Consider the following 14,217-nt stretch of genomic DNA (forward strand, 5'->3'; position numbering starts at 1 on the left):
TTGACTTAAGCGTAGTGGATGCTAAATAATTTAGTTGATTTTCATGTCGCTAAGACAGAAAACTATATTAATTTTAATCAGCATACTGTTAATAACTCTTCCTGGTTTTTATTTTACAGTTAATGTCTTTATATTGAAAGGTTATTCGTCTGAAATACATCAAGCCTTAAAAGAAGAAATATTTATAGTGTATATTTTATGGAATGTTCTGGTATTTATTTTACTGTATTTTTTTGTATTCAATCCATTTATTAAGTTTATTCACAACATTATTGAAGGCGTTGTAAAACTTAAAGAAGGACAAATTGACAGTCTGAGATTAGAAAAACAGAAGGAGTTTAGTTTCCTTGTGCAACAAATAAATAGTTTTGTAGAAATATTAAAGAAACAACAAAAAGTAATTGAAGAAAAGGAAAAGCTTTATAAAATAATTGCAGAAAATATAGAAGATTTAATCATAATTTTCAATAAAAAAGCTCAGATAGTATATGCAAACCCAAAAGCAAGAGAGTATTTAGAAATACAGGAGCTTAAAACATCAACAAAAAATTTGCAGGACTTTGTTAAGAATCTTTTAAGTTTAAGTGATGAAGAACGAACCTTTTACAGAGAAATAAAACTTCCATATCAGACGTGGATTGGTTCGTGGATTATTCCTGTAGGAGACAATGATTTTCTTTTTATAGGACGTGATATTACACTTTTTAAAGCTCAGGAAATTAAACTATTCGAAGCTGCAACAAGAGATCCGCTTACGGGCTTGTATAATCGAAGATATCTGGAGGATGTATTAAACAAGATATGGTCTTCCGCTAAAAGAGGACAAAAATCAACGCTTTTATTTATTGATATGGATGACTTAAAAAAAATTAATGATGAATTGGGGCATCTTGCAGGAGATCAGGTTATAAAAGGAATAGGGAATGTGTTACAAAAAAATATAAGAGATGAGGATATAGTAGCCAGATGGGGTGGAGATGAGTTTGTGGCAGTTTTGAGATGTTCTTTGAAAGAAGCAATTGCAATAACGGAGAGAATATTAAAATTAATTAAGGGAACAAAATTTGTTTTTACAAATAAACCAATTTATGCTTCTGTAAGCATAGGAATTGTAGAAATTGATGGCAATAAAACAATTGAAGAACTCATCAAACTTGCAGATACATTAACTTATGAAGCTAAAAAAGATGGCAAGGGGAAAATTAAGTGTTTATCATGATCGAAATAAATCTTTAATCTTTTCAATTAGTTTTTCTCTGCGTAAACATTGTCTATCTGTGCATATATTCGGAAAACATGGTTGGCAATTTTCATCTCTGATTACGGTAACATTTTTACCAATCGGATGCCAGACCACAGGGTCTGTTGGACCAAAAATAACAATCGATGAAATTCCAAGATAACTGCTCAGGTGACTGACTCCGCTATCAACTCCTATGTACAGGGATGCCTGAAGAAGAGTTTTTGTAAGCTCCGTAATATCTTCTAGATAAATAGAGTTTTTAAATAGTGCTTTATTAAAATATTTTTCAGCGGGTCCTGAAATATAGAGAACCTTATAACCGCAATTTTCAATAAATTTCTCCAACTGCAAAAAGAAATTTGGTTCGGGATTTTTCTTCTGTGAACCACTTGATGGATGAATAATGCAGAGTTTGTCTGATTTTTCTATTGAAAAAGGAAGTTTGAGTTTTTCTGAAAATGATTCTCTTTCAAAGTTAAGCTTTTTAAGATAGTATTTAACTATCCAGATTCTTTTATCTGGTAGAGGCTCAACATAAATTGTTTTATGATTATGTAAAAGCTCTCTGTTTTTTGAAAATACTATTATTCTGTCAAACTGGTCTGCTGGTTCATAAAAAATCGATTTTTTGCAGAAGCCAGACTTCTCAGCCAGCTGAAAATACTCAGGATTACCCCATACAGTTACCTCATAACCTTTTCTGGTTAGTATCTCAAGGACTGGATAAACAAGCAGACTGTCTCCAAGTCCTCCCATGCGATAAACAAGAGCTTTCATGATATAATTTTAAATCATGTTCAAGATCATGACAAATAGAGGTGAAGTTTTTAATTCTGATGGTAAAAACATTCTTCAGGTTCTGCAGTCTTCTGAAATATATCTTCCCGCATCCTGTGGAGGTAAAGGAATATGTGGAAGATGTAAAATCAGAATTATTGATGGAAAGGTAAAATCTCGTTCTTTTTTGGGAATATCAGAAGAAGAAAGAAAACGAGGTTATGTTCTTGCTTGTAAAAGCTATCCTGAAAGCGATGTTTTAATAGAACTTCCGCAGAAATTAATTACAGTTTCAGAGAGAATCTCTATAGCCCGCATTGAACTTATTGAACAGTTGTTTAAAGAGGCTCCATCGCTTCTTGATCCTCTGTTTAAAAAGGTTAACTTAAATCTTTCTCCCCCAACCATCGAAGACTCACAGGCAGATTTTGAAAGATTACAGCATGCATTGGGCAGGAGATTATCAATCTCAAGACAACTGGCTTCAAAAATTTCTGATTTTTTCAGAGAGAAAAACTGGCAGATATCTATTGTTATCTCCGAAAATTCAAAAGCATTTTCTGAAGATAAATTTTCAGCAGAACAGAATGAAATTATTGATTTGATAGAACCTTCTACAAAACTGTATGGAGTTTCAGTTGACATTGGAACCACAACAGTTGCTCTTGCTCTGATTGATATTGAAAATAAGCGGGTAATTGATATAACGAGCTGCTATAACTCGCAGGTTTCTTACGGAGATGATGTCATTACGAGAATTATTTATACAGAGGAAAATCCTCAAGGGCTTGCTATTTTAAGAAAATGTATTGTTGATGATATAAATGCTCTTATCAATACAGTATCTATCAGACATGGAAATGGTAAAATTCTTTTTGTTACAGTTGCTGGCAATACAACAATGTCACATATTTTCTGGGGCATTAACCCTGAATATATAAGACATGAACCATACACACCTGCATTGAATCACTATCCTGTATGGAAATCTTCTGATGCAGAACTTTTACTGGAAAGTCAGGTTCCTGTTTATACATTGCCTTGTGTTGCCGGATATGTTGGAGGAGATGTTGTGGCCGGAGTTCTGGCATCAGGAATCTATAAAGATGAAAAAGTCTCGCTTTTCATTGATATAGGGACCAATGGAGAGATAGTTATAGGAAATAGAGAATGGCTTGTCACGGCATCAACCTCTGCTGGTCCATGTTTTGAAGGAAGTGGAATAAGCTGTGGAATCAGAGCAACTGAAGGAGCAGTTGAAGCATTTAACTATCATAAAGAAACTGACTCTTTTGAAGTGAAAATAATCGGCAATGTAAAACCATCTGGAATATGTGGCTCTGGAATGATTGATATCGTGGCAGAGCTTTTTTCAAAAGGCATTATTGACAGAAGAGGGAAGCTGATTTTAGGAAGTTCAAAATGGATTAAGCTTTTTGATGAACCGAGGTTTTTAATCTCTGAAGATTGTTATATTACACAGTCAGATATAGATAATATAATTCGGGCAAAAGCCGCTCTTTATGCTGGTGTTTCCACTTTAGTTGGAGAAGTTGGCATTACAGAAAAAGATATTGCAAAGATTTACATTGCTGGCGGATTTGGAGAGTTTCTTGATATAAGAAAGGCTATTAAAATAGGGATGTTACCAGCTTTGCCAGAGGAAAGATTTATATTTCTTGGAAATACATCTCTGGCAGGTGCAATTTTATGTCTTTTAAGCAATCCATTAAGACAAAAGGTAGAGGAACTTGCAGAATATATGACTTATATTGATCTGTCAAGTTCAAAACGATTTATGGATGAGTATGTTTCAGCACTGTTTATTCCTCACACTGACTTTAAGAGATTTCCCGATATGATAAAATAATTAGAACATCTGGAGGCATCGATGAGAGTATTCAATACACTTGCAGGAAAGCTTGAAGATTTTAAGCCGATAAATGATAAAAAAGTTGGAATTTATGCCTGTGGAGTTACTGTTTATGATCTCTGCCACATCGGTCATGCAAGGAGTGCTGTGGTTTTTGATGTTATTGTAAGATATCTGCGATACAGGGATTATAATGTTACATTTGTGCGAAATTTTACAGATATTGATGACAAAATTATAAATAGAGCGAACAGAGAAGGAGTCTCATGGAAGGAGATTGCTCATAAATACACAGAAGAATATTACAGGGATATGGATCAGCTTGGAATAACCAGAGCAGATATAGAACCAAAAGCGACTGAGCACATACAGGAAATGATAGAGATCATTCAAAGTTTGATTAATAAAGGTTATGCTTATGAGGTTGATGAAGGACATTCAAAGAGTGTCTATTTTGAGGTTTCTAAATTTTCGGATTATGGGAAACTTTCAAAGAAAAAGATTGATGAGTTAATGCATGGAGCAAGAGTTGAGGTTGATGAAAGAAAGAAAACCCCACTTGATTTTGCTTTATGGAAGGCATCAAAGCCAGGAGAACCATGGTGGGAATCCCCATGGGGAAAGGGGAGGCCTGGGTGGCATATTGAGTGTTCTGCAATGTCAATCAAATATCTCGGAGAAACCCTTGATATTCACGGTGGTGGAGCGGATTTGATCTTTCCTCATCATGAAAATGAGCTTGCTCAATCTGAGGCATACACAGGCAAACCATTTGCAAGATACTGGATTCACAATGGATTTGTGACAATAAACAAAGAAAAGATGTCTAAATCCATAGGAAATGTTCTTAATATTCGGGATTTGCTTGATAAATATGAGCCAGAGGCATTAAGACTGTTTCTTCTTTCAAGTCATTATCGCAGTCCCATTGAGTTTAGCGATGAATACATAAAGGAAGCAGAAGTATCTGTTGACAGAATATACAGCAGTATTATGAGAATTGAAGATTTCATCAAATATCCTGATTCATCAGCATCAAAAACTCATCCAATTATTGAAAACACTAAATCAGAGTTTATAAAAGCTATGGATGATGATTTCAATACAGCCAGAGCATTGGGAGTAATATTTGAGTTTGTGAAAGAGTTAAATCGTATAATGGATAAAAAACCTTCGCAGGAAGAGACAGTCCTACTGCAAGATGCTAAAAAAATAATAAGAGAGCTTGGAAAAGTTTTAAATCTTTTCCAAAAAGACCCTGTTGACTGGTATAGAAAGTTACTCATGCTTAAAAAAATTGAAATGACAGAAGCTGAACTCAACGAGCTTATTGAAGAAAGAGCTCAGGCAAGAAAAAATAAAGACTGGCAAAAAGCTGATAAAATTCGTGCAGAGCTTCTGTCAAAAGGCATTATTCTTGAGGACAAAACAGATAAAACTCTATGGAAGGTAAAGATAGGTTGATGTATATCTATGGAGTAAATCCTGTTATTGAAGCCTTTAAGTTTAAGGAAGCACTTCAGGAACTATATATAGCAAAAAATAGACTGCCGAAAATCAAAGAGCTTATTAAACTTGCAGAGAAACACTCGGTTTCAGTCAAAGTTGTAGATGAAGATTTTATAAATAAACGAGTGGAAGGGAATCATCAGGGAGTGCTGGCAAAAATCAAACAGAAAAAAACAATTACGGTTTACGATGCTATCAGGATTTCAGAAGAAAGCAAAGAGCCAGCATTTTTTTTGATACTTGATTTGATTGAAGATCCTCAGAACTTTGGAGCGATTCTCAGGGTTGCTGATGCTGCGGGTGTTCACGCTGTAATATATCAAGAGAGACGCTCAGCAGGCATTGTTCCATCTGTTTGGAAAGCATCAGCAGGAGCTGTATGGCATGTTAATCTTGTTGAGATAAACAATATTAAATATGCCATCAAGGAGTTGAAGAATGTCGGTATTAGTGTATATGCTTTAGAGGCTTCTGGAGAAAGGATATTATGGGAATGTAATTTTACTCAACCATTAGCGTTTGTTGTTGGCTCTGAAGGGAAGGGAATCAGACAAACAGTTTTATCCATGTGCGATGAAGTTGTAAAAATTCCAATGAAGGGTATGTTAAACTCATTAAATGTATCAGTTGCGGCGGGCGTTCTTGCCTTTGAAGTTTTAAAGCAGAGACACTATCGCATCTGACAGTATAAATAAGTTTTGGTTCACAGAAAGGAGAGATTATGAATAAGGTTTTAATGAAAGGAACTGAGGCTGCAGCAGAAGCTGCAATAAAAGCAGGTTTGAAGTTTTATGCAGGATACCCTATCACCCCTCAGAACGAGATACCTGAATATTTTTCAAAAAGACTGCCAGAGGTAGGGGGGGTATTTATTCAGGCAGAAAGTGAGATTGCTGCGATAAATATGGTTTACGGTGCATCAGCATGTGGATTTAGAGCTATGACATCATCGAGTTCACCGGGTATCAGTCTTAAACAGGAGGCTATCTCTTATCTTGCAGCAGCAGAACTTCCAGCCGTAATAATTAACATGATGCGTGGAGGCCCAGGGCTTGGAAACATTTCAGGTAGTCAAGCAGACTACTTTCAGGCAGTAAAAGGTGGTGGCCATGGTGATTATCGTATGCTTGTCTATGCACCTTTTAGTGTTCAGGAGTTATGGGACTATACAATCTTTGCATTTGAAAAAGCAGATGAATGGAGAACTCCTGTTATGATTCTTGGAGATGGTGTAATTGCTCAGATGATGGAACCTGTTATACAAAAAGTACCTGAGCTAAGAAAAATTGATAAATCTCAGTGGGCACTTACAGGAGCAAAGGGAAGGCCTTCAAGATTTATAAGAACTCTTTTGATGGAAGAAGGAGAACTTGAAAAACATAATTACAAACTTCAGGAAAAATATAAAAAATGGAACGAACAGGAGATTCAATACAAAACTTATTTTATTGATGATTCAGATATAGCAGTTGTTGCTTTTGGCTCAGCTGCCAGAATATCTCTTTCTGCAATAAGAAAACTCAGGCAGGAGGGATTAAAAATAGGACTTATAAGACCTATTACTCTGTTTCCGTTTCCTGAAGAAGCAATAAGGCAGCTTGCTCAAGACATTGAGACATTCATTGTTGTTGAGTTTAATGCAGGGCAGATGATAGAGGATGTTCGTCTTGCAGTAAATGGTGTGGCTGAGGTTAAACTATATGGCAGGCCAGGGGGAAGTATTGTAACAGCAGAAGATGTTTATGATGCCATCATTAAGATTACAAAATTTGCAAAAGCACAAGTTATATAGCATAAGATGAATATTAGCATTAACTCAGGGAGAAACACTGCTTTATAGTCTTGTTTTGTTTGGTTAAAAAATTAGAATCAATCTACTTTGCTCGTGGATGATGTTTGAGATATTCTTTTTTAAGTCTGTCCATTGATACTTTTGTATAAATCTGAGTTGTGGATATATCACTATGTCCAAGCATTTTCTGAAGAGATCTTAAATCAGCTCCTCCTTCCAGTAAATGGGTTGCAAATGAATGCCTTATCATATGTGGAGTGACATTTATTCCTGTCATTTTGCCCATTTTTTTCAGGTTCTGCCAGAATCTCTGTCGTGTCATGGGTTGTCCTCTATTGTTCAAAAAAACATAAGCTGAAGCCTTTTTTTTAAGAAGAGAAGGTCTGAGTTCCATTAAATATTCTTTGATTGTTTCAATTGTTCGTGGAGCTATTGGTACTACTCTTTCTTTATCCCCCTTCCCTCTGACTCTTATAAATCCAGCTTCGAAATTAATATCCTGGAGTCTGAGTTTTACAAGTTCACTAACCCTTAATCCTGAAGCATACATAAGTTCAAGCATTGCAATGTCTCGCAGAAAATATCTGCTGGAAAGCATAACAGATAGTAATTTTTTTATTTCATCTACATCCAATGCTTTCGGAAGTCTAATCCAGAGTTTTGGCGATTTTAAACCTTCTGTTGGATCGTGATGTATAATATTTTCAAGAATCATGAACCTGAAAAATTGCTTTAAAGTAGAAAGATTTCTTGCAATCGATGAAGAATTGTAACCTTTTTCTTTTAAACCTAAAAGATAGTTTATAATGGTTTCTTTTGCGCAATTCAGAGCAGAAATGTCCTGTTGTTTAAGATATGTAAAAAATCCTTTTAAATCATTTTCATATGATTTTACTGTGTTAATGGAAAGAGCTTTTTCAGTAAGAAGGTAGTTAAGAAATTTTTTGTGGAGTTCTATTTCTTCCATTGCCTATAAACTCTTCAATGCCTATCTGAGAACGTAACATATCATAGAAGATTTTACCGATATAAAATAAATTTTCCGTATCTGCTCTATTGTAAGAAATTAAAAGTTCAAGACTATCAATGCTTCCCTTTAAATAAGACTGCCATAGTTTTATTGCATCATATCCATTAAGTCCTTTAAGTTCATCCTCTCTTTCAATTAGAAATAAGGTTTCAAGTTTTTTAAGTCCGCCCTGAATTCCAAGCCTTTTAGCAGCAAAAAATAGATCAAAATGAGGAAGGTGATCAATCTTTAAATTAGGGAACTCTGTTTTAAGGAAAGGAATATCAAAAATACTTCCATAAAAGGTGATTAAATACTTATATTCATCCAGAGCCTGCTGCAGGCTTTCTCCAGTTAAATTTTCTCCTTTAACTAAAGCCTGATATCCAGTTGGTGAATATAAGCCAACAACCGTTACATACCCACCTTTTTCTACAGTATATCCATTTGTCTCTATATCAAGACATACTGCATTATTTAAAAGATCTTCAAAAAGCCTCCAGTGTTCCCTTTTTCGTAAATTTTTTGTAAAGAAGCAACAATCTCTGTTTTGCAAAGCTTCAAGTGCCTTATAGAGGAATTCATCATATAACTTTTTTCTTTCATAATCTATATCTAATATTTTTTGATACTGGAAAAAATCTTCCCATGTAAGAATTCCCTCTTTCCATAGCTTTCTTTCACGTTTTTCTCCAATTCCATCAAGAAATATAAAGCTATTTTTTATCATACTGTATTATATTAGGCTTTCTGAATTTTAGACAAGCAGTGTTTCAAGAATTTATTAAATTTAAGATTTAAATTTTTCATAAAAGCAAAGTATTTATTTGAATTTATCTTTTTGTCTACCTTAAAATAAAATTTATGGATAGTTTGGTAGATATAGCTCAGAAAGTTCTTTCCATTGAAGCTCAATCAATAGAAGATCTTAAGACAAGAATTAATGAAAATTTTCTTAAAGCAGTGGAAATAATCCACAATGCAAAGGGAAGGGTTGTTATCACAGGGATTGGTAAATCAGGGCTTATTGGAAGGAAAATTGCTGCAACACTGGCATCAACAGGTACTCCTTCGTTTTTCATGCATCCTGCTGAGGCAAGTCATGGAGATCTTGGAATGGTTACCGAGGATGATGTTGTGATTGCTATAAGTAACAGCGGAGAAACAGAGGAAGTACTCAGGCTTCTTCCATTTATGAAGTATTTTAATATGAAAGTTATAGCAATTACAGGAAATCCTCAATCCACTCTTGCCAGACAGGCGGATACTTTTCTTGATGTCTCAGTTAAAGAAGAAGCGTGTCCTTTTGGATTTATTCCAACAGCTTCAACAACCGCCACACTTGCAATGGGTGATGCTCTTGCAGCTGCTTTAATAATGCGTAATGGATTTAAAAAAGAAGATTTTGCATTTTTTCATCCCGGAGGTTCTCTGGGTAAAAAAATGCTTACAAAGGTTAAAGATTTAATGCATGTTGGAGATGAATTGCCTGTTGTTTATCCGCAAACACTGATGCTGGATGCAATTTTAGAGATTTCATCAAAAAGACTTGGAGTTGTTGTGATTGTTGATGAAAATAAAAGAATTCTTGGAATTATTACTGATGGTGATGTAAGAAGAGGAGTTCAGCGCTGGGGTAAGGAACTTTTTGAATTAAAGGCTTCAGATGTGATGACTGTAAATCCAAAGACAATCAGTGAGGAAGAACTTGCAGCAGCAGCTCTTTCAATAATGCAAAAATATTCAATAACAACTCTTGTTGTTCCTGCAAGCAATGGAACACTGAAGGGCTTAATTCATATACATGATATTCTTAAAAAAGGCATCTTTTAATGACATTAATTCATAAAGCCTTAACTTTTGAGTTACTTCAAAATATTATTCTTTCAGTTATTTTTTTAAATGCAGTTTTAATAATTGAGAAATTATTAAAATTAAGTAAAATATTCGCTTCTGTTGGAATTGATTTGTTCGATCTTATATTGCTTATAATTTTTTTACAGCCTGGTTTACTTATATTTACAATTCCCATGGCATTGCTTTTAAGTATCTTGCTTACATATGGAAGAATTCAGACAGACAACGAGATGACAATCTTTATGGTAAGTGGTATGCCATATAAAAAAGCATTTAGACCAGCTATTTATATTGGATATATTGCATTTTTTTTAGCAATTCTGATGAGTTCTTATCTTGCACCTGCAGGGGTAAGTCTTATGAGAGAAAAAGTTCTAACTATTCTTGCAGAGAGAGCACCTATGGGATTAGAGGAAGGAGTTTTTAATCAGGGCTTTAAAGATATAACAATTTTTGTTAAACAAAAACCTGATAGCGTACATTTAAAAGATGTAGTAATTTTTGATGAAAGAAAAAATGATACAAAAATAGTAATTGCAAAAGAAGGGGTGATTAAGAAGGAAAAAGATAATATAAATCTGAGTTTGCTTGATGGGAAAGCCTATTTTAACAAAAAATTGTTTTTAAATGAGGTAAGCTTTAAAGAATATATATTTCGACTTTCTCCAGATATAGAACCTCTTGCAAAAAAAATCGGTGAACTGTCTTTATTTGAGCTCATTACAAAAATTAATACTGACAAACTAAAACAGATTGATTACAAACTGGAGCTTTATAAAAGACTGTCTTTTCCAATGCTTTGTATAATAAGTGTTTTTTTATCCCCTTCGTTATGTATCTTGATTGGCAGAAGTGGCAGACTTGGGGGGGTAACAATTGGACTGGCTATTTTTGCCATTTACTATATTTTCATGATATATGGAGCAAATCTTGCAAAGTCTGGAAAAGTTTCAGCTGAGGTAGGTTCTCTTGTGCCTGTTATTATTATGGCTGTGGCGGCTTTTACTCTTTACAGAAAAATTAAAATATAGGATGAATTATGAGCATAAATATTGTATGCAAACAATATATCAACGATTTTTTAAAAACTTTTTCCATCCTGATTTGTTCAATGTCTATTCTTCTTTCAATTGTAGGACTTATAGAAAAAATTGATGATTTTATACCTTATAAACCTCATGCTGTTTTTTTTATTAACTATTCGTTATACACTATCCCAAGATATATTTTTTATCTTATTCCTTTTGTTACACTTATAACCTCTCTATTTATATTTTCAATAGGTGTTAGAACCAGAGAGTTCCTGGTTCTTTCTGCTTCTGGAGGGAGATTACGGATAATTTTAAAGCCTTTTTTAGTGTTAGGTATTTTAATTGCTATTTCTGGATTTATATTTGGAGAGTTTATACAGCCAGCTTTTACAAAAAAGATAACTATCATTATTGAAGAATTAACAGCAGAAGGCAAGAGTTCCATTCAGAAGGATCTTTTTCTTACAACCAGAGATGGCACTTTTATAAAGATAGGCACATTTTCACAGGAGGATAACAGAGGAAAAGATGCAAAAATATTTCTTATAAAAAATAATAATTTGATTAAAAGATTAGATTGTCAGGAAATAGAAGTCAAAGATAACGAATGGACACTGAAAAATGTTGTTATTTATGATTTTGTTTCAGGAAAGGTTGAGAATGCTCAGTTAATGAACTATCCACTTAACTTAAAAATCTCAATTGCTGCATTTAAAGATATCAAAAAAATTGAAGAATTTGGTATATCTGAACTACTTAAACAGAGGAAGGAATTAAAAAGGGTGGGGCTCAGCAATCCCAAAATTGATACTGATATAAGCGGAAGACTCGCATATAACTTTGTCACATTTTTTATGATGGTGCTCGGAATATCGTTACCTCTTGGTGCTCATGAAAAATTCAGTTTTCTTTTTTCAAAAACAAAGGGTGGTGCGGGAACTGGTGGTATGATTACTGTTGGTATAGGAATTATGATAACAATAATATACTGGCTTGTATATTCATTTTTCATGTTTCTAGGTTATTCAAAAATTTTACCGCCTTTTGTTGCTCCATGGATTACTCCATTAATTTTTGGAGTAGTTGCTATGAAACTTTATTATTCAATCAGAGAGTGATTTAGAAAAAAGCGTTTTCGATGTGTTCAATGCTATTATTTTTAATAGCAATAACATCGAATCGTATTGGATATTCTTTTTTTAACTTATGGATATAGTATAAAGCCAGTTTCTTAAGCTTTTCCTGCTTTTTAAAATTCACGGCCAACTGAGGTTCACCAAATCTGTCAGACATTCTTCTCTTTACTTCTATGATCACGATAAAATCTTTATCCCTTGCAATTATGTCAATCTCGCCAAAAGGAGTACGAAAATTTTTCTCTAGAATTTCATATCCGTTGCTGACAAGATAATCAACTGCTAATTTTTCTCCTTCTTTGCCTGACTCTATTCTTCCCATTCTCTAATATCAAGCGATTCACCCGCTATTCTGTAAAATAGTACAGGAATTTCTTCTATTTCTGAGATTTCTTTCTGACATAAAATTTTTAAGAGTTCTCGTATTGGAGCAAAATCCTCCCACATTCCCTGAAGATTATTCCCAACTTTCATGTAAAGTTCTTCTCCCTTTTCATCCCAGTCAATCAGCAAAATAACTTTCTCAAATCTGCTGGCGATGCTTTCTGAAAAATCATATATTGATTTTCCACTGTGAAGTGTTATTATTTCTCCATCAAAACCTATTTGCTTCAATGCATTTTTATCTCTTTTGCCCTCTACAATTATTGGAGCAAATTTATTAATCTCATATAAATAGTGGAGGACTTCTTTTATTTTCTCTGCTCTTTCAGAATCTAAAGGAACGAATTCTTTTATGCTATTTCGTTTTTTATCATGTAGTGACATAGAAAAATCGTTCTCTGAATTGTTCTTCACTCATTTTTACCACTTCTGCTAGAGCTCTTGAACGTCCTTCATCAAAATCTTCTTTCTCAAGCCTTATCATATATTTTCTTCCAACTTCGTAGTTTTCTGAAGTGATATCAACTTTTCTTATTTTTACCTTTCCGGTTTTATAATCTAACAATTCAACAAATGGAATAGGACGTAAATGACCCTCTTCAAATGTAATCATCGCACCTGTTCCACCTCTTAAAAGATAACGAACTGCTCCGTATCCAAGATTTCTTGTGTATTCAATATCATAGGGAATTGGGTCTGCAGATCTGAGTTCATAGCCAATATTTTTATCAACAATTGTAGGGTTAATTCCCATTTCTTCAAGGGATTTTTTAACAAAATTTTTTACTATTCTTCCAAGTTGAATCTCACTTAGTCTTACTCTACCTGTTTCGTCCTTTTTAAGCTGTTCGTATTCAATGAGTTCATCAGGATCAAACTTTTCTGCCAGTCCCTCTGCTAAAATGGCAACTCCATGATCTCTTCCCATGCTCAACCTTTTTATAATGGCTCCTGTGAGAATATCAGCAACTTTTTTGAATGAGATTTTTTCTTCCGGAAACTCCTCAGGTATAATTGTAAGTGTAACACCAGCAGCTTTCCCAACCCCAAGAGCTAAATGTCCTGTATAACGTCCCATAATAGTAAGAAAATACCATCTTCCAGCAACTCTTGCATCTTCCATTATGTTTTTTGCTATTTCAACACCCCAGTGTCTTGCTGTCTCGTATCCAAAGGTTGATGCACCTCCAGGAAGGGGGATATCATTATCAATGGTTTTTGGAACATGAACAACATTCATATCTCCTCTTGCCTCTCTTTCTATCCAGTTTGCCATAAAAAGAGTTCCATCTCCCCCAATAGTAATAAGATATTTAATGTCAAGATTTTTAAGCGTTTGCATCAGGACGGAAAATCTTTCTTTTACCCTTTCAGCATGCTCGCGCGAAGTTCTTAAAATTGAACCACCTTTTGTATGTATTCTTGATACATCATCAACTGTAAGAGGCTCTGCACATTTAAGATCCCCATCAAAAAGGGGCTTGAATCCGCCCTTTATTCCAATAACTCTTTTACCCTGATTGATTGCCTCAATTGTTGCAGCGCTTATTGTTCCGTTTATTCCAGGAGCAGGTCCTCCTCCTACGATTATTCCTACTGTTTCCAT

The 14,217-nt window shown here is 34.3% G+C and carries 14 protein-coding genes; 8 read left to right on the top strand and 6 right to left on the bottom strand.

Going from position 1 to position 14,217, the window contains the following annotated elements; translation table 11 throughout:
• Positions 1–43 precede the first annotated feature (43 nt).
• Positions 44–1,219, top strand: coding sequence for a sensor domain-containing diguanylate cyclase (locus G581_RS0101195; protein ID WP_028844243.1), 1,176 nt, complete (start codon positions 44–46; stop codon positions 1,217–1,219).
• On the opposite strand, the gene G581_RS0101200 is transcribed toward G581_RS0101195, so the two are convergent.
• Positions 1,214–2,020: a glycosyltransferase family 9 protein gene (locus tag G581_RS0101200; RefSeq protein ID WP_028844244.1), complete on the bottom strand. Its 807-nt coding sequence runs from the start codon at positions 2,018–2,020 to the stop codon at positions 1,214–1,216. The genes G581_RS0101195 and G581_RS0101200 overlap by 6 nt on opposite strands.
• A gap of 16 nt (positions 2,021–2,036) precedes the next feature.
• Between G581_RS0101200 and G581_RS10190 the strand changes: the two genes are divergently transcribed.
• The 4 genes from G581_RS10190 to vorB are packed head-to-tail and all read left to right on the top strand — an operon-like array spanning position 2,037 to position 7,194.
• Entirely contained in the window at positions 2,037–3,890 is a 1,854-nt protein-coding gene (locus tag G581_RS10190) for an ASKHA domain-containing protein (protein ID WP_083962533.1), read from the top strand.
• Positions 3,891–3,911: 21 nt separating this feature from the next.
• Positions 3,912–5,357 (top strand): cysteine--tRNA ligase, encoded by a 1,446-nt coding sequence (cysS, locus tag G581_RS0101210; protein WP_028844245.1) that lies wholly within the window; start codon positions 3,912–3,914, stop codon positions 5,355–5,357.
• On the top strand, positions 5,336–6,085 hold the full coding sequence (gene rlmB / locus G581_RS0101215) for a 23S rRNA (guanosine(2251)-2'-O)-methyltransferase RlmB (RefSeq protein ID WP_028844521.1): 750 nt from the start codon (positions 5,336–5,338) through the stop codon (positions 6,083–6,085). The genes cysS and rlmB overlap by 22 nt, the downstream gene beginning before the upstream one ends.
• Before the next feature lie 38 nt (positions 6,086–6,123).
• Complete coding sequence (gene vorB, locus G581_RS0101220; RefSeq protein WP_038064603.1) at positions 6,124–7,194, top strand: 3-methyl-2-oxobutanoate dehydrogenase subunit VorB; 1,071 nt, start codon at positions 6,124–6,126, stop codon at positions 7,192–7,194.
• An 82-nt stretch (positions 7,195–7,276) separates the two neighbouring features.
• Here the strand turns inward: vorB and xerD are convergent, their stop codons facing one another.
• Together xerD and G581_RS10195 are read right to left on the bottom strand one after the other, a co-directional pair.
• Positions 7,277–8,161 carry a site-specific tyrosine recombinase XerD gene (gene xerD, locus G581_RS0101225; RefSeq protein ID WP_028844247.1) on the bottom strand — a complete coding sequence of 295 codons (885 nt, stop codon included), beginning with the start codon at positions 8,159–8,161 and terminating at the stop codon, positions 7,277–7,279.
• Complete coding sequence (locus G581_RS10195) at positions 8,127–8,933, bottom strand: ribonuclease H-like domain-containing protein (RefSeq protein WP_051178653.1); 807 nt, start codon at positions 8,931–8,933, stop codon at positions 8,127–8,129. The genes xerD and G581_RS10195 overlap by 35 nt, the downstream gene beginning before the upstream one ends.
• A 134-nt stretch (positions 8,934–9,067) precedes the next feature.
• Here G581_RS10195 and G581_RS0101235 point away from each other — a divergent pair, with 134 nt between their 5' ends.
• From G581_RS0101235 to G581_RS0101245, 3 genes are read left to right on the top strand one after another with little or no spacing between them, the layout of a single operon-like run.
• Entirely contained in the window at positions 9,068–10,036 is a 969-nt protein-coding gene (locus G581_RS0101235) for a KpsF/GutQ family sugar-phosphate isomerase (protein ID WP_028844248.1), read from the top strand.
• A complete protein-coding gene (locus G581_RS0101240; RefSeq protein ID WP_028844249.1) occupies positions 10,036–11,091 on the top strand; it encodes an LptF/LptG family permease in 1,056 nt (351 codons plus the stop codon). The genes G581_RS0101235 and G581_RS0101240 overlap by 1 nt, the downstream gene beginning before the upstream one ends.
• Before the next feature lie 8 nt (positions 11,092–11,099).
• Entirely contained in the window at positions 11,100–12,209 is a 1,110-nt protein-coding gene (locus G581_RS0101245) for an LptF/LptG family permease (RefSeq protein WP_028844250.1), read from the top strand.
• A 1-nt stretch (position 12,210) separates the two neighbouring features.
• On the opposite strand, the gene G581_RS0101250 is transcribed toward G581_RS0101245, so the two are convergent.
• From G581_RS0101250 to pfp, 3 genes are read right to left on the bottom strand one after another with little or no spacing between them, the layout of a single operon-like run.
• Positions 12,211–12,549, bottom strand: coding sequence for a YraN family protein (locus G581_RS0101250; RefSeq protein ID WP_028844251.1), 339 nt, complete (start codon positions 12,547–12,549; stop codon positions 12,211–12,213).
• Positions 12,537–12,995, bottom strand: coding sequence for a toprim domain-containing protein (locus G581_RS11485; protein ID WP_051178657.1), 459 nt, complete (start codon positions 12,993–12,995; stop codon positions 12,537–12,539). The genes G581_RS0101250 and G581_RS11485 overlap by 13 nt, the downstream gene beginning before the upstream one ends.
• Positions 12,982–14,217, bottom strand: coding sequence for a diphosphate--fructose-6-phosphate 1-phosphotransferase (gene pfp / locus G581_RS0101260; protein ID WP_028844252.1), 1,236 nt, complete (start codon positions 14,215–14,217; stop codon positions 12,982–12,984). Before pfp ends, G581_RS11485 begins: the two co-directional genes overlap by 14 nt.

It is taken from the genome of Thermodesulfovibrio thiophilus DSM 17215, assembly GCF_000423865.1.
In the GTDB taxonomy this organism is placed as follows: Bacteria; Nitrospirota; Thermodesulfovibrionia; order Thermodesulfovibrionales; family Thermodesulfovibrionaceae; genus Thermodesulfovibrio; species Thermodesulfovibrio thiophilus.